The organism is Undibacterium sp. GW821-FHT07F11 (assembly GCF_059418665.1).
This window is the reverse complement of the sequence record NZ_JBWKQH010000002.1, coordinates 261,197-286,383: the sequence shown is the minus strand read 5'-3', so window position 1 is coordinate 286,383 and position 25,187 is coordinate 261,197. Positions and strand designations below refer to the sequence as shown.

The 25,187-nt window shown below is 49.6% G+C and carries 21 protein-coding genes; 17 read left to right on the top strand and 4 right to left on the bottom strand.

All coding sequences use genetic code 11. The features are described from left to right. Nucleotides 1–24 precede the first annotated feature (24 nt). On the top strand, nucleotides 25–1,278 hold the full coding sequence (locus AC07OI_RS05045) for a YihY family inner membrane protein (protein WP_492702859.1): 1,254 nt from the start codon (nucleotides 25–27) through the stop codon (nucleotides 1,276–1,278). Then, nucleotides 1,279–2,334 carry a GNAT family N-acetyltransferase gene (locus AC07OI_RS05040; protein ID WP_495256478.1) on the top strand — a complete coding sequence of 352 codons (1,056 nt, stop codon included), beginning with the start codon at nucleotides 1,279–1,281 and terminating at the stop codon, nucleotides 2,332–2,334. A 7-nt stretch (nucleotides 2,335–2,341) separates the two neighbouring features. Here AC07OI_RS05040 and AC07OI_RS05035 read toward each other — a convergent pair whose 3' ends face one another. Then, entirely contained in the window at nucleotides 2,342–3,760 is a 1,419-nt protein-coding gene (locus tag AC07OI_RS05035; protein ID WP_492702861.1) for an undecaprenyl-phosphate glucose phosphotransferase, read from the bottom strand. A 79-nt stretch (nucleotides 3,761–3,839) separates the two neighbouring features. After that, a complete protein-coding gene (locus AC07OI_RS05030; protein ID WP_495256477.1) occupies nucleotides 3,840–4,757 on the bottom strand; it encodes a glycosyltransferase family 2 protein in 918 nt (305 codons plus the stop codon). A 207-nt stretch (nucleotides 4,758–4,964) separates the two neighbouring features. Here AC07OI_RS05030 and AC07OI_RS05025 point away from each other — a divergent pair, with 207 nt between their 5' ends. The 5 genes from AC07OI_RS05025 to AC07OI_RS05005 are packed head-to-tail and all read left to right on the top strand — an operon-like array spanning nucleotide 4,965 to nucleotide 10,295. Beyond that, a complete protein-coding gene (locus tag AC07OI_RS05025) occupies nucleotides 4,965–5,924 on the top strand; it encodes a polysaccharide biosynthesis/export family protein (RefSeq protein WP_495256476.1) in 960 nt (319 codons plus the stop codon). A 5-nt stretch (nucleotides 5,925–5,929) separates the two neighbouring features. After that, nucleotides 5,930–7,357 carry a Wzz/FepE/Etk N-terminal domain-containing protein gene (locus AC07OI_RS05020; protein WP_492702864.1) on the top strand — a complete coding sequence of 476 codons (1,428 nt, stop codon included), beginning with the start codon at nucleotides 5,930–5,932 and terminating at the stop codon, nucleotides 7,355–7,357. After that, entirely contained in the window at nucleotides 7,347–8,282 is a 936-nt protein-coding gene (locus AC07OI_RS05015) for a CpsD/CapB family tyrosine-protein kinase (protein ID WP_495256475.1), read from the top strand. The genes AC07OI_RS05020 and AC07OI_RS05015 overlap by 11 nt, the downstream gene beginning before the upstream one ends. 6 nt (nucleotides 8,283–8,288) lie before the next feature. Further along, a complete protein-coding gene (locus tag AC07OI_RS05010) occupies nucleotides 8,289–9,242 on the top strand; it encodes a glycosyltransferase family 2 protein (RefSeq protein WP_492702866.1) in 954 nt (317 codons plus the stop codon). 3 nt (nucleotides 9,243–9,245) lie between these two features. Then, the gene (locus AC07OI_RS05005; protein WP_492702867.1) at nucleotides 9,246–10,295 is read left to right on the top strand and encodes an acyltransferase family protein; all 1,050 of its coding nucleotides are present in this window, start codon (nucleotides 9,246–9,248) and stop codon (nucleotides 10,293–10,295) included. Here the strand turns inward: AC07OI_RS05005 and AC07OI_RS05000 are convergent. After that, nucleotides 10,284–11,603: an O-antigen ligase family protein gene (locus AC07OI_RS05000; RefSeq protein ID WP_495256474.1), complete on the bottom strand. Its 1,320-nt coding sequence runs from the start codon at nucleotides 11,601–11,603 to the stop codon at nucleotides 10,284–10,286. The genes AC07OI_RS05005 and AC07OI_RS05000 overlap by 12 nt on opposite strands. A gap of 68 nt (nucleotides 11,604–11,671) precedes the next feature. On the opposite strand from AC07OI_RS05000, the gene AC07OI_RS04995 reads away from it, so the two are divergent. Continuing rightward, nucleotides 11,672–14,065, top strand: a complete 2,394-nt coding sequence (locus tag AC07OI_RS04995) for an alpha-amylase family protein (protein WP_495256473.1) — start codon at nucleotides 11,672–11,674, stop codon at nucleotides 14,063–14,065. A gap of 379 nt (nucleotides 14,066–14,444) precedes the next feature. Beyond that, complete coding sequence (gene aceA, locus AC07OI_RS04990) at nucleotides 14,445–15,743, top strand: isocitrate lyase (RefSeq protein ID WP_495256471.1); 1,299 nt, start codon at nucleotides 14,445–14,447, stop codon at nucleotides 15,741–15,743. A gap of 103 nt (nucleotides 15,744–15,846) precedes the next feature. Here aceA and AC07OI_RS04985 read toward each other — a convergent pair whose 3' ends face one another. Beyond that, complete coding sequence (locus AC07OI_RS04985; RefSeq protein WP_495256470.1) at nucleotides 15,847–16,638, bottom strand: WecB/TagA/CpsF family glycosyltransferase; 792 nt, start codon at nucleotides 16,636–16,638, stop codon at nucleotides 15,847–15,849. A 121-nt stretch (nucleotides 16,639–16,759) separates the two neighbouring features. On the opposite strand from AC07OI_RS04985, the gene AC07OI_RS04980 reads away from it, so the two are divergent. The 8 genes from AC07OI_RS04980 (at nucleotide 16,760) to purF (ending at nucleotide 25,151) form a co-directional block, all read left to right on the top strand. Further along, complete coding sequence (locus AC07OI_RS04980; RefSeq protein ID WP_495256469.1) at nucleotides 16,760–17,425, top strand: phosphoribosylanthranilate isomerase; 666 nt, start codon at nucleotides 16,760–16,762, stop codon at nucleotides 17,423–17,425. 60 nt (nucleotides 17,426–17,485) lie between these two features. Continuing rightward, on the top strand, nucleotides 17,486–18,754 hold the full coding sequence (gene trpB / locus AC07OI_RS04975) for a tryptophan synthase subunit beta (RefSeq protein ID WP_492702872.1): 1,269 nt from the start codon (nucleotides 17,486–17,488) through the stop codon (nucleotides 18,752–18,754). A 124-nt stretch (nucleotides 18,755–18,878) separates the two neighbouring features. Continuing rightward, nucleotides 18,879–19,676 carry a tryptophan synthase subunit alpha gene (gene trpA, locus AC07OI_RS04970; protein ID WP_495256468.1) on the top strand — a complete coding sequence of 266 codons (798 nt, stop codon included), beginning with the start codon at nucleotides 18,879–18,881 and terminating at the stop codon, nucleotides 19,674–19,676. 84 nt (nucleotides 19,677–19,760) lie between these two features. Further along, on the top strand, nucleotides 19,761–20,636 hold the full coding sequence (accD, locus tag AC07OI_RS04965; protein ID WP_492702874.1) for an acetyl-CoA carboxylase, carboxyltransferase subunit beta: 876 nt from the start codon (nucleotides 19,761–19,763) through the stop codon (nucleotides 20,634–20,636). A gap of 55 nt (nucleotides 20,637–20,691) precedes the next feature. Continuing rightward, on the top strand, nucleotides 20,692–21,981 hold the full coding sequence (gene folC / locus AC07OI_RS04960; protein WP_492702875.1) for a bifunctional tetrahydrofolate synthase/dihydrofolate synthase: 1,290 nt from the start codon (nucleotides 20,692–20,694) through the stop codon (nucleotides 21,979–21,981). Nucleotides 21,982–22,061: 80 nt separating this feature from the next. After that, on the top strand, nucleotides 22,062–23,099 hold the full coding sequence (locus AC07OI_RS04955) for an SPOR domain-containing protein (protein WP_495256467.1): 1,038 nt from the start codon (nucleotides 22,062–22,064) through the stop codon (nucleotides 23,097–23,099). A 20-nt stretch (nucleotides 23,100–23,119) separates the two neighbouring features. Beyond that, complete coding sequence (locus AC07OI_RS04950) at nucleotides 23,120–23,608, top strand: CvpA family protein (protein ID WP_492702877.1); 489 nt, start codon at nucleotides 23,120–23,122, stop codon at nucleotides 23,606–23,608. 22 nt (nucleotides 23,609–23,630) lie between these two features. Beyond that, nucleotides 23,631–25,151: an amidophosphoribosyltransferase gene (gene purF / locus AC07OI_RS04945; RefSeq protein WP_492702878.1), complete on the top strand. Its 1,521-nt coding sequence runs from the start codon at nucleotides 23,631–23,633 to the stop codon at nucleotides 25,149–25,151. Nucleotides 25,152–25,187 lie beyond the last annotated feature (36 nt).

Below are 25,187 nucleotides of genomic sequence, written 5' to 3'. Positions count from 1 at the left end.
TTTATATCTCTAGCTGCAAAAACTATGCGTGGTCTGTCGTGGAAACAAATACTCAATCTCTTCAAATTTGCCCTGCAGCGTCTGCAGGAAGGCCGTTTGCCACAGGTTGCAGGTAGCCTGACTTTTACCACGGTACTGGCCCTGGTACCGATCCTGACTGTGGCTTTTGCCATTTTTACGGCTTTTCCGCTATTTAATACCTTCCGAACTTCGCTGGAGGCGTATTTTATTCAAAGTCTGATGCCCAAGGGGATTTCCAATACAATTTTGGGTTATTTGACGCAATTTGCTACCAAGGCGACCCGTGTTTCTGCTATCAGCGGTGTGGCTTTGATGGTGACTGCCATTGCCACCATGGCAATGATAGACAAGTCATTCAACCAGATCTGGCAGGTCAAACGCTCGCGCCCAGCCTTGCAAAGGTTGCTGGTGTACTGGGCGATTGTCACTTTGGGGCCTTTGCTGGTTGGTGTTTCTATTTCCAGTACTTCTTACTTGTTCACTGCCACCAGTGGTGTGGTGGGTGCTGTGCCGTTTCTGGGGGCAGTATTTTATACCCTGACCTCGATTGCCTTCACGACAGGCGCATTCACCTTGCTGTATCTGGTAGTACCAAATCGCTCGGTTGAATGGCGCGATGCTGCCTGGGGCGGTCTGTTCGCAGCGGTGGCATTTGAAATTGCCAAGCGTATATTTGCCAGCTTCGTCATCCAGTTTCCTACCTATACCATTGTGTATGGTGCCTTGGCAGCTGTGCCTTTGTTTCTGGTCTGGATTTATGTTTCCTGGCTGATTATCCTCATAGGGGCGGTCATCGCTGCTGCATTGCCTGTCGTCAAATTTGAGCGATGGTGGCATGTGCCTACCCCAGGTAGTGCTTTTGAAGATGCTGTTAGCATCTTGCAGGTACTGGTCGATGCGCGCCTGGCTGATGCTACCGCTGCCGTCAACGTCAATACCATACGAACCGAGACCAGACTGGGTATAGATGAAATTGAAGGTTTGCTGGAACGCATGTCAGAAGCAGGCTGGGTTGCAAGAGTGACGGTGAACACGACGGCTTCGCGCAGTCGCTTTTGGCTACGCAAAAATGAGGCTGGGGCTGAGTTGTGGATCATGCTGGTGAATCCTGCCAGCTTGCGCTTGTCCGATATTTATCGTTTGTTTGTCTTTGATTCAACCCGCCAGAGCCAATTATCAAGCCTGGTTGATCAAAGTATAGAAAATGGCTTGCAACAAAGCCTGCAGACTTATTTTTACCCGGCGGAGCGGGCTTAAATGAAATTCCGTTTGATCAGGGCAAAAGAACTTGACACGCCTTTAGTTGCGCGCTGGGCGGAGTTGCGCAGTCAAAACCCTGTTTACGATAGCCCTTATTATTCTCCGGCTTTCACCACCATTATCGCCAATGCCAGGGAAGACGCACGTATTCTGGTATGTGAAGATGCTGGTCATATAGTTGGTATCTGGCCCTTTCATGCACTGAGCAGCTTTCGTGCTGTATCCATAGGTGATTTCCTGGCCGATTATCAGGGGCCGATATGTGAGGCACCCCTGGATTTACGCTTCAGTGATGCCTTGAGTGCCATGCAATGCCGCTACTTCGCCTTTAACCATATGCCAGCGGATTTGGGCAAGTTCAGTCAATATGCATGGACGCACAGTCAGTCGCATATTCTGGATTTAACGGGTGGTTTTGATGCTTATGCGCAGCGCCTGACCGACAGACGTGACGCTTCACTCTTGAAAAAGGTGGCAACCAATGAGCGCAAACTCAGTAAAAAATCGGGTGAGTTGCGTTTTGAATTGCTAAGCGTTAGCGACGCAGATTTCGCCGCCTTGATAGCAGGGAAGCGTGATCAGTTTCAGCGCACTGTAGGGGCTGAGCATGATATTTTCAGGCTGGATTGGGTCAGGCAGGTAATGGATGAAATCAGGGTGGCAAATACCCCAGATTTTGCGGGCGTGTTATCGACGCTGTATGCGGGTGATACCTTGATTGCGGCACATTTTGGTATGCGTTCCGGCAAGGTCTTGCATTACTGGTTTCCCTGGTATCACACGAACTTTGCTGAATATTCACCGGGCCTCGTACTGCTCGCGCAATGCGCCAGATATGCAGCCCAGACAGGGGTAGCTACGATCGATTTGGGCAGGGGCGACCAGGCTTACAAACTCCGGTTTGCCACAGGTGCGCACCAGTTATGTGAAGGGGCTGTCAGCTCACCTGCCATCTTGAGCAAAGTGCAGGCTGGTCTCTATCATGGCAAGCAAATGTTGAAAGCATCCAGCCTGGGGCAGCATTTGCGTAAATTACGTCAGGCTACCAAGTAAGCCTGGATCAATAAGCGTTTTTATCACCAAGTACGACCTTGATGGTACGCCAGATAATAACAATGTCCAGCCAGATGGACCAATGCTGGATGTAGTAAAGATCATATTCAATACGTTCTTCCATTTTTTCCAGAGTCTCGGTTTCACCACGCAAACCATTGACTTGCGCCCAGCCAGTGATGCCAGGTTTGATCTTGTGACGGAACATGTAGCCACTCACCAGCTTGCGGTACAACTCATTATGTTCAACCGCATGGGGACGGGGGCCAACCAGGCTCATCTCACCCTTGAGCACATTGAATAACTGAGGCAATTCATCCAGAGAAGAGCGGCGCAGGAAACGGCCAAATTTGGTGACACGTGGATCGCCAACAGTGGCCTGTACTACCCGTTCATTTGGATTGCTTTGGCGCATGCTGCGGAATTTGTAGACGTTGATGGGGCGGCCAGCTATCCCGTACCTGACCTGTTTAAAAAACACTGCTCCGGGTGAACTCAGTTTGACGCCTATCGCTAACAGCAACAAAATTGGAGACAAAAAAATCAGGCCAAAGAAAGAGCCAAATAAATCCAGCATGCGCTTGGGCAGGGCCGCCAGGCCTATGAATGGCGTTTCTGTCGATGCCAGCACCGGGCGGCCAGCCAATTCACGCAATTGTATGCCCGGCATACCAAAAATCAGTGATTCGGGTACAAAGTAAGTGGATGCAGTGCTGTCTTCCAGAATTGCAATAATTTCTGCCAGTTCTGGCGGTTCCCTGGTATTCAAGCCTATGAAGACCACATCGACGTTGACGTGGCCTGTCTCGGCATCAACAATCCAGGCGGCGGCGTCGCTCAAGTCGCCCAGTCTTTCCAGATTGCTGGGCGGGCGCGACTCATTCCTGTTATCGAAAAAGCCGACGAAGTCAATCGCAGCCAGTGGTGTATTGCGCAGCGACTCTACCAGGTCCGAGCAAGCCGAATTTGACCAGATCAGCACTGCCTTGCGTCTTCTTGTAGGGTTGGAGTAATAATATACAGCCAGCTTGCGCATGATCAGCGCAGTCAGCAAAAGCGTGAATGGTGTGGTGAACAACCAGATCAGCATGACTGCCCGTGACAGTCGTTCGGCAGACTTGTCGACGTAAGCACTCAATAGTACAACCATGAACACTACAAACCAGCGTGCAGTAATGCTGGGGAAGGCGGCCAGTACGTGCTTTTCCTGCAGTGTTCCCAGTAGCTGTTGGCTGGAGAAAACGATGATGCTGGAGAGGCCGGCAATCAACATGCGTACGCCAAAAATCTCAGTATCCGCGTGATTGGAATACAGGATGATGCCCAGCAGTGTCAGGTAGGTCGTTATGCCAAATGCAACGCCTGTGAATGCAGCCAGAATTTGCGCTGATTGTGAAGTGTTGGAGGCGGGTGAAGCATTGAGCATGATTGTGGGGTTTTTCGCTTATATTTCTGGGATTGATGCGCTAGAAATTCTTTTCGCACAAATTACTGTGCACGAATGTTTAGTTTTTTTGCCCTGACAATAGTTTTTTGATCTTCCCAAGCTGCCAGCGATGCAGGTGTTCCCGGAATTCAGGGTTTTCATATCTGGGCGCACGCTTTATTGCAGCACCAAGGTAACCTGCAATAATGAGCAAACCGCCAATGATAAAAGGTTTTTCACGCATGCGGAAAATCCCTGAGGCCAGCGCATACAAGGGGTGGTAGCCCATGAACCAGATGCCGCGCCCCCAGCGCAGACGACCCCGATACACGTTCTTGTCAGACGAGCCCATCAGGCGGTGATGCATGAGTATGGCGTCAGGATGCAAAAAGCTTTTGGTCGTCCAGCCTTTCATGCGGGCAGTATGCACATCAATACCATCCCACAGGACTTCTTCCACAAAGCCGCCGATTTCTTCAAATGCCGTTCGACGGTAGAGCTTGAACTGACCAGCGACATGCTCATCAATGATGATTTCTTCTATCCTTTGACCTTCTTCTTCACGAAAGACCTTTCCTGACACTGCGGCCAGTTTGGGTTCAAGGGCAAATTGTTCAAACATGCATTCAAGATAGCGCGGTCCAAATGACATATCGCCATCCAGCTTGGCGATATATTCATAGTCCTGATGCTCAATTTGGGTGATGCCAAATTTAAAAGCGGCGACCACACCGCCACCGACCTTGCGAAAACCACGGTCGGGGCGCTGCACCAGCCGGATAAATGGGTGTTCGGCGGCATATTCGCGGACGATATCAGCGGTACCATCTTGTGAGCCGTCATCGACGATGATCCACTCTACCGGTTTGACTGTTTGCGCTACCATCGAGTCCAGTGTCAGCCTGATCAGATCGGCTTCATCACGTACCGGCGCAATAATGACCAGCGGGACCACTCTGGCAGGACTTGCTGATGGCAGTGTACTCGGGCTTTGCATAATTAGTCTTTCTTACTTTTATTTGCATGTTAACTGAGCTTTGAGTTGCCCACAATTCAATAAAGGTTAATTTTTGTAATTAAATAGCAATGCTATTAGCGCTGCTACCTTATTGCTACAGGGTTTTGTTGTCCTGACAAAAATTTGCATCTATTCTTACTATTGCAATATAAAATGAAGTTCTTTCTATGAAATGTCCCAAGTCAGATGACAATTTGGTCCAAATTTTCTGCTTATTCTGAAATAACTGCCCGTAAACTGCTGACTGCAGTGCTGGTCTTTGCTTTTATTGGACAACTGCAAGCGCAAGAAATCAAGACTGGCCCGGCAAATGGCATGAAACTGGAAAGCCAGCTTTTGCAATTGCCTCAAGCAGACAAAGCACCGGCACCCGCAAAAAATACTGTGGATGAACTGCCAGGCGAGGCTGCTGCTGACGTAATAGGCGAGGGCGATCAATTACTGATTACTGTGTTTGGGCAGCCCGACCTGACTGCCGATGTCACCATAGGTGAAAGTGGTGTCATTACCTTGCCTTTGGTTGGTACTGTCGAAGTCAAGGGTAAGACTGCCACAGAAATTGCCGCCATCTTTGCAAAAAAACTGGAACAAGGGCAGTACATCAAAAATCCCAGGGTTTCCATTAAAGTCATGCAACAGCTAAGCCGGACTTTTTCTGTGCTGGGTGAGGTATTGCGGCCAGGGCGTTATCCCCTGACGGGGCAAATCAGTATTCTGGAAGCCTTAAGCCTGGCCGGTGGCGTTTCGCAAAAAGCAGAAAAGAGCTTGCGCATATTGCGCCGTGAGCCAGGTAAGTCTGCTTCTGAGCTGCAAGAATATGCGTCTGTAAAGCTTGAACTGGACGCTACAAAACTCGCACCCGAGCTGGCACAAAAAATTCAACCGAATGATGTTTTATTCGTCCCCTTGCAAAAGAATTTTTATGTCTATGGTGAAGTGCGTCGCCCCGGTGAATATCCCATGGAAGATGATTTGAATGTCATGCGGGTATTGTCCATAGGTGGTGGTGTTACTGACAGGGGCTCGGTGCGGCGTATCATCATCCATCGTAAAACGGAAAGTGGTGAATTGCGCGAAATTTCGTCTGGCATCACTGACAAGGTGTTGCCGGGTGATGTGGTGTATATCAAAGAAAGAATATTCTGACGTCTATGATAAAAACCTCCCCCAGTGAATTGGTACTATCCTTTGCACAAATAGGCGCGATGATACGGGCGCGCCAGTTGTTGATCGCTTTCGTCATGATAGTTGCGGTTGTTGGTGCTGCGGTGGCCAGCTTGATGTTGCCAAAAACCTATGTTGCAGTAGCTGATATTTTCATCGATTACCGCGTCAACGACCCTATCGGTGGCAGGCAATTTCATCCCATGCAGGATGAGAGTTATCTGCAAACGCAATTTGATGTCATCAAGAGCGTGCAAGTGGCTGAGCGTGTTATTCAGGCTTTGGGTTTGCAAACTACGCCTGAGGCCAAGCGCTTTGTGCAGAGATATGGCGAGCAACGCGGCTTGCGGGCTCTGGCCGAAACCATCGTCAGGAATACCGATGTTTCACCACATAAGAATAGCCGCGTCATAGAAATCCAGTATTCATCAAGTGACCCCAGGCATGCCAAGGATGTTGCCAATGCCATAGTCAAAGCCTATATAGACCTGTCGCTGGAGATGATGAATGCACCAGCCAGGGCGCGGCGCGATCAATACAATGCCCAACTCGAATCCATGAGCAGGCAGATTGATGAGTTGCAGAAAAAACTGACCGCTTATCAACAGGAGTACCAGATCGTCGATGTCGATGAAAGAGCTGACCTCGAATCCAAGCAAATGAATGCCTTAAGTGTGCGTTTGATCGACATACAACTGCAAAGAGTGGAGGCACAAGCCAAGCGCCAGTCTCTTGAGAAATTGGTCAGAGGGGGCAGTCCTGAATCAGATATTCCTGAAATTGCAGGTATAGGTCATATTTCAGGGTTGAAAGCAGCCTTGATATCACTTGACGTTCAGTTGGCAAATGCAAAAATCACCCTGGGGCCGCGTCACCCAAAATATATGGCGATCAACGATGAGCGTCAGGCATTGCTGGACAAATTGAAACGTGAATCTGCCACAGCATTTGATATGCTGGGCGCGGCAGAGGCACGCCTGACTCAACAAGAAAAAGCGATAGAAACAGAAATTGCCAGTTACCAGAAAAAGACTTTTGAAAACAAAAAGCACAGGGACGTTATCAGTTCTTACCAGCGTCAGCTCGACAGCGTACAAAAAATCTACAATGCGGCAATCCAGAAATTTGATGAATTGCTGATGACTAGTAATGTGGCAATCTCCAATGCCTCAGTCATGCAATGGGCTGAATTGCCTGAGAAGCATGCCAAGCCTTTGCTGCGCAATAATCTGGTGTTTGGTTTGCTGGCCGGCCTGGTATTTGGATTTGGCCTGGCTTTCTTGTTGGAATTGATGAACCGTCGCGTGCGTTGCCTGGAAGACCTGGAGCGTGAATTTGATGAACCTGTGATGGCAAAAATTGGATTTGATGAAAAACTGACTGGCAATGGACAAGGTGGTTTGCATGCAAGCTGAATCCATGAACCAGCCAGCCTCAAAAATAGGGCGACTCGGCGAGTTATTCCTGCAAAAAGGTTTGCTCACGCCTGAGCAGATTGATCAGATCGCTCAACTGCAAAAAGAAAAAAAACTCAGGTTTGGTGATGCAGCCCTGGCGCTTGGTTATTTGACTCAGATACAGCTTGATCAGGCTTTGGGCGAGCAATTCGGCTATTCAACCAAGGACTTGATGAACGGCCGCGCCGACAAGTCTCTGAAATTTTTCTATTTCCCCTTCAGTAAAGAGGCTGAAGAAATTCGCCGCCTGCGCAGTGAGTTGCTCTTGAAGTTCAGTGGGCAGGATAAAATCAGGATCACCCTGGTCAGCCCTGCACGTCGTGACGGTAAATCCTATATGGCCGCCAGCCTGGCGATCGCTTTGTCCCAAGTCGGCAAGCGCACTTTGCTCATAGATGCAGATCTGCGCAGTGGCAATCTGCATGAATATTTCTCTTTAGGTAAGCCGGATGGTTTGTCTTCAGTACTAGCCGGACGTATTACTGCAGCCGGTGTCTTGATACAACTCATGCCGAATTTGCATTTTTTACCCTCAGGGCCACAACCTCCAAATCCGCTGGAGATTTTACGCGCCCCGCGCATGCGTGAATTGCTGGAATCTTGCTCCGACCAGTTTGATGCTTTTGTCGTGGATACGCATACGGCCACTCTGGCATCTGACGCACAAATGGTTGCCCACCAAACGGGTAGTGTCTTGCTGGTAGCAAGAAAAGATCATACCTATGTCGATGAATTGCGTCAGGCCAAAGCCGATATGCAGGCTGCCGGTGTCGAAGTATTGGGCACGATTTTCAATCAGTATGAACCTGCCGGTGCGAACCGGTTTGCACCATTTACCTGGGGTATGCGCTTGTTGTCCAGATTGTTCCGGCGAAAAAACTGAGTTCTCATGGCTGAGTTGAGTATTTGTATCTGCACCTATAAAAGACCAGAGTTATTGCGGCGCTTGTTGCAAGCCATTTTGACGCAGACCTTGCGAGATGTGGCGATAGAGCTTGTCGTTGTGGATAATGACAACAATCAGTCTGCAGCAAAAGTGCTAGGCGAGATGGCTGCCAGTTTCGAGGGTAGACTCAAGTCGCTGAACCTGGCGAATTCGAATATCTCATTGGCCAGGAATGCAGCGATAGCTGCTGCCAGCGGGAACTGGATAGTCATGATCGATGATGATGAAGTACCGGTGCCTGACTGGCTGGAACAGCTATTGAAAGTACAAAAGGCTGAGCAAGCCGATGTCGTGTTTGCCCCAGTATTACCTGAATACTCTGAGAGTACGCCAGCATGGATACGTGAGGGGGGCTATTTCGATCGCCGCCGCATGCCTACCGGCACAAAAATTGATCATAAGGACGCCCGCAGTGGCAATGTCCTGATCCGTCGCTCAATACTGCAGGATATAGCTTCCTCACAAAAAGACGGCATAGGCCCGTTTGATCCCGCTTTTGGTACTACTGGTGGCGAAGATACCATGCTGTTTCGCCGCCTGGATAGGCTGGGTGCTGTCATGGTCTGGTGTGATGAGGCGCCGGCAGATGAATTTATTCCGGCGGACAGAGCAACCGCAAAATGGTTGCTGCAAAGGTCTTACCGCACCGGGCAATTATTCATACGTACCGAACTGGCGATGAAAGAGGGCAACAAGAAGATCGGCCCTGCATTGATACTCAGTGCCCGTGCTTGCGTGCAATTTTTCCTGGCACTGATATTCGCGTTGCTGCTATTGCCCTTCAAGTTCTTGCGCAGTTTCACCTGGCTAAGAGTGGCTGCGTCACAATTGGGCAAGCTCAGTTATTTTTGGGGTAGTGCCAGCCACGCATATGGCAGCCAGCCAGCAAAGAAATAGTTCATGACGGTTCATCAATCTCATCGCTTGCAGGCTCTGGACGGCTTACGTGCTGTATCCATTGCGCTGGTTTTTTTATCGCACATAGGATTTGGTCATCTCTTCCCTGGTGGTCTGGGCGTGACTATTTTCTTTTTTATCAGTGGCTTTATCATTACCAAGCTGATGCTGGCAGAGTGGGATGCCAGCGGCAGCATGAGCATAAGAAATTTTTATCTGCGCAGGATATTCAGGCTGACACCAGCCTTGCTGGTTTTTGTATTGACGTCGCTGATATTGATGTGTGTGGTGGGAGATCACTGGGAGTGGGAAGAGGTCGCCTCAGTCTTTTTTTATTTTGCGAATTACTACGGGATTTATTCAAGCTTTAGCGGTGAGTTGATCAAGCAACCGCTGGCGATTACCTGGTCATTGGCGGTGGAAGAGCATTTCTATTTTATTTTCCCTTTTCTTTTCATGGGCTTCGTCAGCGTGCCTAAGCGTTTTTTGAGCCTGATTGTAGCAATTCTTCTCGCGATGCTGACCTGGCGCATCTATCTCGTGCTTGACATAGGCCTGGATAATTTACCGCATTACAGGATTTATACCGCAACCGATACCCGTGCTGATTCAATATTGTATGGAGTTGCCCTGTCGCTGGTATTCGCACGCTATTCAGACTTTGCGCAGCAATTGTCACGTGGGCGGATTTTCTTTCTTGGTGTATTTTTGCTTTTACTGACCTTGGCAATACGTAGCGAAGAATTTCGTGAATCTTTGCGCTATTCCATGCAGGGCGTCGCCTTGTTTTGCATGTTCCCAGCCCTGGTCTATGGGAAAAATGGGATAAGCAGTTTTCTGAAATGGTCGCCAGTTGTTTATCTGGGACGCATCAGTTACTCCCTGTATCTATATCACTGGCTGGTGACGCATAGCGTCGCCCATTTTTTGCCAGAATTGACAACACTGCCGAGAATAATGCTCATCACTTTGTTGTCTTTGGTGCTGTCCCATTTGTCATATCGTTACATAGAGCAGACTTTTCAGAATCTTGGGCGCAAATTAATGGATTGACGCTTTCTGTGCCAGTTTAAATCGCCGACTGGAAGAGCTGACAGCGATGAGGCTGAAGATAAAGAATACGTTCTGGAATACAAAACCGCGAAACAGGCTGCTTTCAGTGAAATTGGTAATGATGACCACAACCAGCATGGCGGACCAGAAGGCGGCTTGCTGCCTGTCCTGATGCGACAGGGTGACCAGCATTTTTGCTTGCATCAACAAGGTCAGGATCACCAAAATCAATCCAACCAGACCTTGCTCATTCAAGATATCCAGATAGCCATTGTGGGACTGCAAAGGTATCCAGTGCAGGGCATCAATCACAAATTGAGAGAGGCTGTCTGGCCCCAGCCAGAATGCGCCATAACCCAGGCCAAACAGATAATGTTTGTTAATTTCCATTTCAACCAGTTGCCAGACATCGGTGCGGCCAGTCAGGTCTGTACCTTTGCCAAACAAACCAGCAATAGGTGATGCAGCTTCTTGCCAGGTAGGCAGGCGAGACTCTTGCATAAAGAAAATATAGATGGCGATGGTGAGCAGGCAAATCACTACCATGCTGGCGCGTGTCAACGAGTAAGAAGAAGAAATATGTCGCTTGCGCAGCATATGAAAAACACCTGAGGTCAGCAAGGTGATGATCATGCTTGTAGAGCTTTTGCTCATGACCAGCATGAAGAAAGAAAACAGTATGCCTGGCACCAGACTCCTGATGCCCACGGTTTCAGTGCAAACCTTGATCTGCCATAATAAGATGCTGAGGGCGGCAACCTGGCCCAGTTCATTTTTTTGTGACAAGGCACCACGCCATGCGCCGCCCAGATCGTAGTCTATGCCTATGCTGGGGACTGCGACTGCCATAAAAAAAGACAGTATCAGCATGCCCGTCAATGTGTACAGGACATAATTCACCATCATTTTCAGTGGGCGATCAGCCAGTTGTATGCTGAAACCTATCATGACCAGACCGTAGAGCTGTATGGCACGTTTAAAGGTGGTTGCAGGCAAGGGTGACCAGGCACTTGATGCCAGGCACCAGATCAGCACGATCGCCAGGAAAGGGTTCATGGCCCGTATATCCTGCAAGGCTTCAGGCAAATGGCGATAAAGGATGAATGATGCTAATAGAAACAGGCTGCCCCATTGGAGTTTAGTGGTCAGCGATCCTTCCATGGTCAGGGCGGAAGAGCCGGTATAGTCCCAGGATATGCCATAAGGTAACAAGGAAAAAACCACGAACAGAATGATCATCAGTTTGACGATTCTGGTTTCCAGCAGGTTCAGGCTGGTATTGCCGGGCAGTACGGACAAATTTTGCATTTCTCAATACTAATGTCATGTGTTTGTGCGATATTCTAATGGCTACCTTGTCTGTTGCGACCCAAACTATGAAGTATTTTCGATTGCCAGTATTTTTTGCCTTCAGATTGACGCTGCTGAGTCTTGTCTGCCTCTTCCCGTCTTTCGCAACAGCCGGTGATATTGCCTGGTATCGCTTTGAAATCAATGAAGACGCCTTGTCGCCGGTGGTGGATTTTGGCGGCATGAATCACGCTTTGGAAGCCGCTGACCGGATATTCGTCAAGCAGGGACATTTTTACCGGGTAGGGCCAGATGGCAGGGCAGCTACAAAAGACGATGCACGCGTGCGCTTCTTTGGTATCAGCTTGTCCAGTGCTGCAAATTTTCCTGAAGAAAAAGATGCGCAAAAAATAGCCCGTCGTTTGCGCAAGCTGGGTTTCAATGCAGTGCGCCTGCACCATCTGGACAGTATCCTCAGCGATAGCCAGGATCAACCGCGTGGTATTTTGACCACAGCGGCATATCCCAGCTTCAATGAGGCAGCATTGCGGCGTTTGCGTGTTTTTATTGACGCGCTCAAGGCCGAGGGCTTGTATATCAATCTGAATTTGCATGTGGCTTATCAATTTCGCCCCGCCGTTGATCAGGTCACGCCCCTGATGACTGGCGAGCAAATGCCTTTTGCCAGCCATCCCTTGCATCTATTCGAGCCGCGCATGATCAGTCTGCAGGCAGAATATGTGCAGCAGTTATTGCGCAGGCTGGATCTCAAGGACGAGCCTGCTTTGGCCATGGTGGAAATCAATAATGAATCTTCCCTGTTGGGTGCCTGGCAGCGTGGCCAGCTGGATGGTTTGACTGGCGAATATGAGAGAGCTTTGCAACAGCATTGGCAAAAGTGGGTGCTGCGCCAGCATGGACATGCGGATAATGTCTGCAAGCTATGGGATAGTTGCTCGTTGACGCGCAAAGGTGTTATCAATGTCAAGTCGTCTGAAGCTGCCATATTGGAATATGGTGAAGGCTGGGTCGCCGGCGTGCAGCGCTTTTCACGGCGGGCCATCAATAAATTGGGTTGGGAGACGCCAGTCTCCTTGCAACAGCAATATCGTCCCCATCAAAAAGGCAATGGCCGCAGGGTATTGGATTATGTGCGGTTTTTATCTGATCTTGATCAGCAATATTTAAATCTCATACGCAAAACTATTCGACAGGAAGCAGGGGATTTGTTGCCTGTGACTGGTACCCAAATGTATTTCGGTGGAGTTGCCTTGGCCGATGCGCAACAGCAGATGGATTATGTTGATGAGCATTTCTATGTTGATCACTATGATTTCCCTCGTAAGGAATGGGACAGAAATGACTGGCGCATCCGCAATAGCTCAGTCTTGCGTGAGGGCTGGCAATCGTTGTTGCAGCGTGCCTATGTGCGTGATGCACGCAAGCCCTTTGTGGTCAGTGAATTTAATCAGGCTTTTCCAAATCGCCAGTCTGCAGAAATTTTGCCTGTCATGAGTGCAATTGCCAGTGCCCAGGATTGGGATGGACTGTTTCTGTTTCAATATATAGACGGTGATCGCTGGCTTTCTGTTCCTGACAGCTTTGGACTAAGCGGACATAGCGGTCAATTGGCGGTGAATGGCTTGGCGGCGGCCTTGTTCAGGCAATACCAGGTGCAGCCATTGCCAACCCAGATGAATATAAACCTGGCACCGGACGAGCGCACTATGCTGGGTGCCTTGCGTGATGGTGTCAGTGGCGGCGGTTTGCCAGCGTATTTGCAGGCGCAGTACGGCATAGATTATAAACATGCTTTTTATACGCGTGTGGCTATGTTATATGGCACGCAATCCAAGTCAGCAGGGTCAGCACAGCGTACTGCCAGACTGTGGCATGAAGATGATATGCATTGGGCTGCACCTGGTGGGCAATTGCGTTATAACGAGTCTGGTCCATGGTTGACGGCTGATACAAGTTATACGCGTTTGTTTGCAGGGCGCAAAGCGCAAGTTTCATCCATGATGGATGTTGACAAATACCTGCCCGCATTTTCAGAAAAAGGGCGGCAATATGGCGTCGTCATGCTGACTAGCCGTGATGCCTTGCCCTTGAAGGACAGCCGCCACCTGCTGCTGGTCTTGAGTGGGGCCACTGCGACAACGCAGCCAGGTGTACAACCTGAGCGCCCCAAGCAATTGATCAATTATGAGGGGCAATCTGCCTGGTGGACGCTGGAGCCTGATTTGGCAACAGCCAGGAAACCCTCAGGTTCACTTGATGGTGCCGCACCTGTCTGGTTGGAGCGGATACCAGTCAAACTATTCCATGCCAGCAAAAGCAAAAAGATCACGATATTTCCTCTGGATGGAAATGGTGTGCGCATGAAGGCTTTGCCAAATACTGCGATCATCAAAAAAACAGATGGTTTTGAGCTGGATTTTGATTTTCCATCACCCTGGTATGAGATTGTACTGGAGTAGGTAAGCGGGAATCAGCACTCAAAACCGAGTGTGCCGAATTTATCGCGCTGAAATAAAAGTGTTCTGATTAAAAAGATTGCAGTTTCTTGCGGGAATTTGAAACTTAATTTTCTTTAAGTAAAAAGTTGAATCGCCGAATTTTATAATGTGAAATGAATTTTTCACATTGTGAAAAATAACTATCTCACTGCACAAATTATTTTTCTCATTCTAAGAAATATAATTTCACATCGCAAAAAAGTAAATTTAAGTATTTGATTTTAAACGATTAAATATTTGTCATATGTCTTATATAAGACATTGTTGCTGCGCAAAAAATACTCTATTATTTCTCTCAACGGATTCACTTTTTCATTTGATTTGCCCACAGGAGAGAAACATGACAACTCGCGCACAACAAGTAGCTGATTTGCAAAAAGACTGGGATACCAATCCACGCTGGAACGGTATCAAGCGTAATTACACGGCAGAAGACGTGGTTCGCCTGCGCGGTTCCATCAAGGTTGAACATACTATCGCCAAAAACGGCGCGATCAAATTGTGGGATCTGGTCAATAACGAGCCTTTCATCAATGCCCTGGGCGCTTTGACTGGTAACCAGGCCATGCAACAGGTCAAAGCTGGCTTGAAAGCCATCTACCTGTCTGGCTGGCAAGTTGCTGGCGACGCCAACGTTGCCGGTGAAATGTATCCTGATCAATCCCTGTACCCAGCTAATTCTGTGCCACTGGTTGTCAAGCGCATCAACAACACGCTGACACGCGCTGACCAGATCCAATGGTCTGAAGGTAAAGACGACATCGACTTCTTCGCCCCTATCGTGGCTGATGCTGAAGCCGGTTTCGGTGGTGTATTGAATGCTTTTGAATTGATGAAAGCGATGATCGAAGCGGGCGCATCTGGCGTCCACTTTGAAGATCAACTGGCTTCTGTCAAAAAGTGCGGCCACATGGGCGGCAAGGTTCTTGTTCCTACCCGTGAAGCGATTGAAAAACTGAACGCAGCACGTCTGGCTGCCGACATCATGGGTACGTCTACTGTGATTTTGGCCCGTACCGATGCTGAAGCAGCTGATTTGCTGACATCTGACGTTGATCCTAACGACCAACCTTTCTGCACAGGTGAGCGCACAGTCGAAGGTTTCTACAAAACCAAACCAGGTCTGGAACAAGCGATTTCCCGTGGCCTGGCTTATGCAGAATATGCTGACTTGATCTGGTGTGAAACCGGCAAACCTGACCTGGAATTCGCCAAGGCATTTGCTGACGCTATCCATGCCAAGTTCCCAGGCAAATTGCTGTCCTATAACTGTTCCCCCTCTTTCAACTGGAAGAAAAACCTGGACGATGCAACGATCGCCAAATTCCAGAAAGAACTGGGCGCAATGGGCTACAAATTCCAGTTCATCACACTGGCAGGTTTCCATGCGTTGAACTACGGTATGTTCAATCTGGCACATGGCTACGCACGTCGCCAGATGTCTGCCTTCGTTGAATTGCAGGAAGCTGAATTCGCAGCAGCAGAAAAAGGCTTTACAGCAGTTAAACATCAACGTGAAGTTGGTACTGGTTACTTTGATGCAGTGACACAAACTATCCAGCAAGGCAAGTCTTCTACAACAGCGCTGCATGGCTCCACTGAAGATGAACAATTTTTCGATGCAAAAAAAGTAGCGTAAGTATTTAAAGTAATCTCCCAAGAAAAAACCGCGCAGATTGTTATCTGTGCGGTTTTTTTATTGCATGGTGTGTTGCGTTCTTGGTTTGCTCTGATCTGATGTTTCAGCGCATTTGCTTTTGGACTTTTCTCTCACGCAGCAATAGCCCGATAAAGCGCCAGGCTTGCGTCGTGTAGCGTTGCCACAGACGGCGCGGTTCACTGGCCAGGCGCCAGAACCATTCCATGCCTATCTTTTGCATCCATAAAGGCGCACGTTTCTTCTGGCCCAATGCAAACTCCATCGCCGCACCTACGCACAATATCAGTGGCACATTGTCAGTGGTGAATTGTGCTCGATAACGAAATGCCAGTCTTTCCTGCTTGGGCATGCCCAGGCAAATGAAAAGGATGTTTGGTTTTGCAGCCTGTATGCGCTGTATTGCCATGTCACTTTCTGCACCATCTGCAGTGAACTGCATGGATGGGCAAAAAATATCGACCTTCAACCCAGGATAAGTCTTGGCGAAGGGCTCCAGCAAAAGACTCTCTTGTCCCGGCATGCCACCCAGGACAAAAATCGATAAATCTTTTTCTATGCAGCCTTGGCACAGCGACACAAACAGGTCGGCACCAGTTACTCGTTCTGGCAAGGGCAGGGCGCACATCTTGCTGGCCCAGATGATAGGCATGCCATCGGCAAAAATATAATCTGAAGTGGCATACATGCTCTTGAACTCAGGCTCATACTCGAGTTTGGTCATATGATCGACATTTGGCGTCACCACCACACGGCTGGCATGATCACGGTTGCTGGCAACTTCCAGCAAATGCTGATTGGCCTCTGCAAAACGCATATTGCAGATATCCAATCCGAACAGGCGGGTAATGAGCGGTTGTGTCGCGGGTGAATTCATGATGTGTATGGCTGAAGTGGTAAATTAATTATCGCATAAGAGATACGCGGAAATGCTCAAGGCATGAGGAGTAAATGGATTAAGCAGGTAAAATAAAGCAAACTAAAAACCGGTGGCATCCATGCAACACAGAACCAGAATCAAAATTTGCGGCTTAACCCGAACAGAAGATGTGCGATCCGTTGTCGCGGCAGGTGCTGATGCCCTGGGTTTTGTGTTTTATCCGCCCAGTCCGCGCTATGTTATGCCTGAGGTAGCCGGTACTTTGTTGCGAGGAATTCCTCCCTTCGTGATGTCGGTAGGTTTGTTCGTCAATATCGATGAAACAAGCTTGCAGAAAGTCATAAAACTAGCTCCCGTGCAATTGCTGCAATTCCACGGCGATGAAACCCCTGAGCAATGCGCCAGTCTGGCGGCTAGCGTCAATCGTCCTTTTATTCGTGCTTATCGCGTCAAACCTGACACAAAGCCCGAGGATTTGCTAGAATGTGAGCAGTCTTATCGTAAGGCTAGTCCTTTATTCAGTGGTTTATTGCTAGATACCCATGTTGATGGGTACGGCGGTAGTGGAAAGGTTTTTGATTGGTCTCTCATTCCAAAAGAGCTCGCGCCTCGGGTCGTTTTAAGTGGTGGCTTGAGCGTACAGAACGCGACTGGCGCAGTTAGTCAGGTTCGCCCGTTTGCGGTCGACATCAGCAGTGGTGTCGAAGCGGCAAAGGGTATCAAGGATGAGGCCAGCGTGTGCGCGTTTATCGCAGCAGTGCGTCTGGCAGACAATCAGGAATAGTGATGGTATCTGGGGTGTCTCCCCGGTGCCTCGCTTTCAAGCCAGTTTGAAGGAAAGAAAATGAAAGAACTCCAGTCTTTGGATGCTCAGTTTGAGCGTCAGTCTATCGCCGGTCAGGCAATTTACCAGTCAGCCCAATATCACTTACCCGATTCACGCGGGCATTTTGGCCAGTTCGGTGGCACTTTTGTGTCGGAAACACTGACTCATGCTTTGACTGAACTTAAAGAAGCCTATGCCAAGTTCCAGCACGATGCTGAATTTCTGGAAGAGTTTCGCAATGAATTAAAATACTTTGTCGGTCGCCCATCGCCTGTGTATCACGCCAAACGCTGGTCTGATTTGATGGGTGGGGCGCAAATCTATTTCAAGCGTGAAGACTTGAATCATACCGGTGCCCACAAGATCAATAATGTGATCGGCCAGGCTTTGCTGGCCAAGCGCATGGGCAAGCCGCGCGTTATCGCTGAGACCGGTGCCGGTCAGCATGGTGTGGCTACTGCCACTATCTGTGCCCGTTTTGGTCTGGAATGCGTGGTGTATATGGGGTCGGAAGACGTCAAGCGCCAGGCGCAAAATGTGTATCGCATGAAGTTGCTGGGAGCTACCGTAGTGCCGGTCGAGTCTGGCTCCAAGACCCTGAAAGATGCACTCAATGAAGCCATGCGTGACTGGGTGGCAAATGTGGACAATACTTTTTACATCATAGGCACGGTGGCTGGCCCACATCCTTACCCCATGATGGTCAGGGACTTCCAGTCTGTCATCGGTGAGGAGTGCTTATGGCAGATGCCTGAGCAAACCGGACGTCAGCCAGACCATGTCGTGGCTTGCGTAGGCGGTGGCTCGAATGCCATGGGTATTTTTTATCCTTACATAGATCATCAGCAAGTAAGGCTCATCGGTGTTGAGGCTGCAGGCGAGGGTCTGGACAGCGGCAAGCATTCTGCTTCGCTAACAGCAGGCTCACCTGGCGTACTGCATGGTAACCGTACTTATTTGTTGCAGGATGAGAATGGCCAGGTCATAGAAACCCATTCTGTCTCAGCGGGTTTGGATTACCCGGGCGTAGGCCCTGAGCACGCATGGTTGAAGGAAAGCGGCCGTGCGCAGTACGTGACGATTACCGATGATGAGGCGCTTAAGGCTTTTCATGATTGCTGTCGCATTGAAGGCATTATTCCTGCGCTGGAATCCAGTCACGCTCTTGCCTATGCAGCCAAGCTGGCAGCGACTTTGCCTAAGGACAGAATCGTTCTGGCAAATCTGTCTGGCCGTGGCGACAAGGATATGCATACTGTGGCAGAGCGGGCAGGGCTGAAGTTCTGATTCGCCATTGCGCAATGACATACAGGCACATCCATAGAGAGATGCTGCCTGTATGTTTTTCCTATCAAGAATTTAGATTGATGCCATCACATTGTTGATAGCGCATCAAATGAGGACCGACAAGATGTCAAGAATTCAAAATACTATGGTTGCTTTGGCGGCCAGTAATAAAAAAGGTTTGATCCCTTTCATCACCGCAGGTGATCCTGCGCCTGAATTAACTGTGCCTTTGATGCATGCCCTGGTCGAAGGTGGAGCCGATATTATCGAGCTGGGCGTACCATTTTCTGACCCCATGGCAGATGGCCCCGTCATTCAACGCGCTTCTGAAAGAGCCCTGCAATTTGGAGTTGGCTTGCGGGATGTATTACAATTCGTCCGCGAATTCCGGCAAAGTAATCAAAAGACACCAGTTGTGCTCATGGGGTATGCCAATCCCATAGAGCGCATGGGACAGGATGCTTTCATTACCAAGGCTGCGGAAGTTGGGGTGGATGGTGTGCTGGTAGTGGATTATCCGCCGGAAGAATGTGAAGAATTTGCAAGTAAAATGCAGCAACAGGGTATGGATACCATATTCCTGCTGGCACCGACATCTACTGACGAGCGTATTGCGCAAGTTGGTAAAATTGCCAGTGGTTATGTCTATTATGTGTCACTGAAAGGTGTTACCGGTTCTGGTGCGTTGGATCTGGACGCGGTTGCCGCCATGATCCCGCGTATCAGGAAGCATGTCAAAATCCCGGTAGGTGTGGGCTTTGGCATACGTGACGGGGCGACGGCAAGAGCCATTTCCACAGTGTCGGATGCAGTGGTAATAGGCTCGCGCATCATCCAGGAACTGGAAAATACCCCGCGTGAAAACGCTGTTGCTGCAGTGAAAAGCTTTATTTCTGGTGTCAGACAGGCTTTGGACGAGTAAAATACGCGCCTGACTGGTTCTTTTACCAGAATGAACCTGATGCCAGGTTGTTAAAAAACAGCCTGGCGGCCATAAGGAGAAAACATGAGTTGGTTAGAAAAACTGTTACCACCGCGCATACAACGCTCGGAATCTGCAAATCGTAAGTCGATTCCTGAAGGTTTGTGGGTCAAGTGTCCCTCTTGCGAAGCGGTGCTTTACCGTTCTGATCTGGAAGCCAATATCCATGTTTGCCCCAAATGCAGCCATCATTTGCGCATAGGTGCACGTGAACGCCTGGATGCCTTGCTCGATGCAGGTGGCCGTTATGAAATCGGCCAGGAAGTCTTGCCTATCGATACACTGAAATTCAAAGACAGCAAAAAATACCCCGATCGTCTGAAAGATGCATTGGAAACTACCGGTGAAACCGACGCCCTGATTGTCATGGGTGGTTCCATCATGGCGGTGCCTGTCGTTGCTGCTTGTTTTGAATTCGAGTTCATGGGCGGTTCCATGGGTTCTGTTGTTGGCGAACGGTTCGTGCGTGGCGCGCAAGCTGCGCTGGAGCAAAAAGTACCTTTCATTTGCTTTACTGCTACCGGTGGCGCACGTATGCAAGAGGGCTTGTTGTCCCTGATGCAGATGGCAAAAACCACGTCCATGCTGACTAAATTATCTGAAAAGAAACTGCCTTTCATTTCGGTGCTGACTGACCCAACCATGGGTGGTGTATCTGCTTCTTTCGCCTTCCTGGGTGATGTGGTGATTGCCGAGCCCAAGGCTTTGATCGGCTTTGCTGGTCCGCGCGTTATTGAAAATACTGTGCGTGAAAAATTGCCAGAAGGCTTCCAGCGTTCTGAATTCCTGCTGCAAAAAGGCGCAATTGACATGATTGTTGACCGTCGCAAGATGCGCGAAGAGATTGCGCGTTTGCTGGCCTTGTTGCAAAACCAGCCTGCTGAAGCTGTCTCCTCCTGATTTATAGTGAATATCCAATAAGCCCGAAGCATTTTGTTCGGGCTTTTTTTATCTTATGACAAATTTACCTGCCACCCTGGCTGACTGGCTGGCCGTACTTGAAACCCGCCATTCCAAAGAAATTGATATGGGTCTGGACCGTGTTGCTGCGGTCAAAAACAAACTGTCCATTCACTATGATTGCCCCGTCATCATGGTGGCGGGCACGAATGGCAAGGGTTCTACCTGTGCCATGCTGGAAGCAGTGTTAATGCAAGCCGGTTACCGTGTTGGCCTGTATAGCAAGCCACATTTCCTCGACTTCAATGAGCGCGCCCGCATTAATGGCGAGATGGTGAAGGATGATGTTTTCATTTCTAGCTTCAATGCCGTTGAAGAGGCGCGTGGCGATATTTCGCTGACCTATTTTGAATTTACTACCCTGGCAATCTGCAAATTGCTGGCTGATGCCAAGCTTGATGTGGTTATCCTCGAAGTTGGCCTCGGTGGCCGCCTGGATGCCGTGAATGTTATTGATGCCGATGTCTCCATTGTTACCAGCATTGATATCGATCACGTAGATTACCTGGGCGATACCCGCGAAAAGATAGGCTTTGAAAAAGCCGGCATCTTCCGTCCGGGTAAGGCAGCTATCTGTGGTGATCCTTTGCCACCTCAATCCTTGATTGATCACGCGCAAGCCATAGGTGCTGATTTGTGGCTGTTTGGCCGTGATTTCAATTATAACGGTGATAAACAGCAATGGAATTTTGCTGGCCGCAGCCAGCGCCGCAATTCTCTTGGTTACCCCAGTCTGCGAGGAGCCAACCAGCTCCTGAATGCGTCTGCTGTACTGGCCGCGCTGGAAGCCTTGAAACTTGAACTGCCGGTGGGCGCGCAAGAAGTGCGTACCGGCCTGGTGATGGTGGATCTGCCCGGCCGTTTCCAGGTCATGCCAGGTCGCCCTACCGTGGTGCTGGATGTGGCACATAATCCGCACGCAGCCGCTACCCTGGCGCAAAATCTCGATAATATGGGTTTTCATGCCTATACCTATGCGGTATTTGGTTCCATGCTGGACAAGGATATTGATGGCGTCATTGCACAATTGAAAGATAAAGTGGACCACTGGTGCGTCTCGGCCTTGCCTTTGCCGCGAGCGGCCCCAGTTGAGGTCTTGAAAGACAAATTGGTCGCCGCTGGCGTGCTGGCAGATACGGAGAAAACCGTCACCAGTTTTGATACGCCAGAGCAGGCGTATGCGGCTGCCATCAGCAAGGCGGGCGAAAATGATAGAATAGTGGTCTTTGGATCCTTTCTGACGGTGGCAGGTGTGATGCGCGCCCGTCGTTCGGCACTCCATTGATGTTTTTTGCGAACTGGTTTGTTGACGATCGTAATGGTCGTGATGATAGACCAGTTAGCTAACTAACCAGAAATTTGCACATGGGTTTGCTCTCGCGTTTTACACAGAAGCAAGAAACTTCCGATACTCAGGATAGCGGTGAATTCCGTTCCCGCGCCGAAGAAGAGAGTATCGAAACTCGTTCCAGGACCAAAAAGGCCGAGCCCAGAAGGCGCTCCAAGGTCGACGATCCCATATTGCCAGAAAAAAAACGCGCCAGACGTCGTCTGATAGGTGCAGTTGCGCTGGCGCTGGCTGCCATCATCGGTCTGCCTATGATTCTTGATTCTGACCCTAAACCTTTGGCGGACGATATCAACATCCGTATTCCGTCCAAGGACAAAGCACCGGACATCAATGCCGATGCCGTTGCACCAAAATCAAAAAAACAGGCGCCGGATGAGCCACCTGAAGAAATAATAGAAGTACCAGCTGCGCCAAAAAACAAAGTGGCAGCAACTGATGGTGCTGACAGGCAGGTCAAGCCGATGGCTACTGCGGGAGGTACTACGCTAGCCCAGACTGCACCAGCAACGGTCAAGCCAATCAAGCCTGAAGTAAAAACAGAAACTAAACCTGTAGTAAAAACAGAAACCAAGCCTGAACCAAAAGTTGAGGTTAAACCAGCGCAAACTCCCGCCAAACCTGTGGAGAAGGATGTCGCGACGGCAAAAAATGAGGCTAAAGCTGAAGCCAAACCTGCTAAAAGTGAAGTAAAACCCGTCGTCGCCAAACCCGGCAACGCAGACGATGAGGCAGCGCGCGCGCTGGCCATATTGGAAGGCAAAGCGCCGCCAGTCGCCAAACCTGTCGTCAGCAAACCTGAAACTGCAGACAAACCGACAGAAAAATCATCTTACACGGTGCAGGCTGGTGCGTTTTCCACGCAATCCAAAGTGGATGAAGTGCAGGCCAAGCTGAATGCCGCGAATATACGTTCATATACACAAAAGATCATCACCACGAATGGTGAAGTGACAAGAATCAGGGTAGGCCCCTTTGCTTCCAAAGAAGAGGCAGATAAAATGCGCGCCAAATTAAGCAAGCTGGGCCTGAGTGCCAGCCTGCCACCTAACTAAATGAGTAAGGAATATCTGGCGTGACATTGTTTGATTATCTCGTGCTGCTGATCCTGATCTGTTCCATCGTGATCAGCACCTTGCGCGGTTTAATTAAAGAAATTTTGTCACTCGTCAGCTGGGTGGTCGCATTTGTGGTTGCCAATGCCTATAGTGATGTATTGGCGACCTGGTTGCCATCCATGGTGCCTGGCCAGATGCTGCGCCTGATCGTTGCCTTTATCGCCCTGTTTATCGGTGTGCGCCTGTTGATGGCGCTGATCATGATGGCGGTTGATGCCATGATCAAGGCTAGTGGCCTGACATTGGCAGATCGTGGTTTGGGTGGTCTGTTTGGTCTGGCGCGTGGTTGCATACTGGTGCTGGCTGCCGTGCTGGTGTGCGGTATGACTTCCATACCGCAACAGCCATTCTGGACCCATGCGTGGCTTAGCCCCCTTGCAGAAACTGCAGCGCGCACGGTGATCCCGTTGTTGCCAGTCTCGGTTTCGGAGCATGTAAAGTTTTAATTGTTTTTTTTAGGAGTCCACCATGTGTGGCATCGTAGGCGTATTCTCAAATAATCCTGTCAATCAATTGATTTATGACGCGCTGCTGTTGTTGCAGCACCGCGGTCAGGACGCAGCTGGTATCGCGACAAATCATGGTAATAAGTTCGCCATGCATAAAGCGAATGGCCTGGTGCGCGACGTATTCCGTACCCGCAATATGCGTTCCCTGCCTGGGAATGTTGGTATCGGCCAGGTACGTTATCCAACTGCCGGTTCAACCAGTGAAGAAGAAGCGCAACCGTTTTATGTGAATGCACCATTTGGTATCGTGCTGGCACATAACGGTAACCTGACCAATGCAGTTGAGTTGAAAATAGAGTTGTTCAAGAATGACCGTCGTCATTTGAATACTGATTCTGACTCTGAAGTCTTGCTCAATATCCTCGCGCATCAGATACAGGAAGTCACCAGCGGCTATTCACTTGATCCTGAAGGTCTGTTCCGTGCCGTCGCCATGCTGCACAGACGGGTGCGTGGTTCGTATGCCGTCGTTGCACAAATCTCTGGTTATGGCTTGCTGGCTTTCCGTGACCCGTTTGGTATCCGTCCTTTGTGTGTCGGTGTTTCACAAACCGAAAACGGCGCTGAATACATGATCGCCAGCGAATCAGTTGCGCTTGAAGGCCTGGGTTTCAAGTTCCTGCGTGACGTAGAGCCGGGCGAAGCCTTGTTCGTCGACATGGACGGCAAACTGCATACCCAACAATGTGCAGATAATCCTAGCCTGAATCCTTGCGCATTTGAATATGTGTATCTGGCCCGTCCTGATTCCATCATCGATGGCGCTTCGGTCTACTTGACTCGCCTGAAAATGGGTGAATATCTGGCCGAGAAAGTGCGCAATCAATTCCGCGATGGTGAAATTGATGTCGTCATGCCTATCCCTGATTCTTCCCGTCCATCGGCGATGGAGCTGGCGCAGAAACTGAATCTGGATTATCGCGAAGGCTTTATCAAGAACCGTTACATAGGCCGTACTTTCATGATGCCAGGCCAGGCAGTGCGCCGCAAATCAGTACGTCAAAAGCTGAATGCCATCGGTTCTGAATTCAAGGGCAAGAGTGTCTTGCTGGTCGATGACTCCATCGTCCGCGGCACTACCAGTCGTGAAATCGTGCAAATGGCACGTGAATCTGGTGCCAGGCGCGTGATTTTTGCTTCTGCTGCGCCACCAGTGCAATTCCCTAACGTGTATGGTATCGATATGCCTACCCGTAGTGAATTGATCGCCTATGGCCGTAGCGAAGAAGAAGTGTGCCGCGAAATCACTGCCGATGCCCTGGTGTACCAGGATGTGGCGGCGATGAAGCGTTCAATTTCCGATGTTAATCCCATGTTGAAAAACATAGAAGCTTCCTGCTTTGATGGTTTTTACATTACAGGCGACGTCACATCAGGCTATCTCGACAAGCTGGAAACAGCGCGCAATAGCCCACGTCCGGATACTGAAGACTTGCTGCGTTCGCAACTGAACCTGAATCTGGCAGATCGCGCTGACTGATGAATGAATAAGAGCTGGCTATAGAGCCAGTTGGTT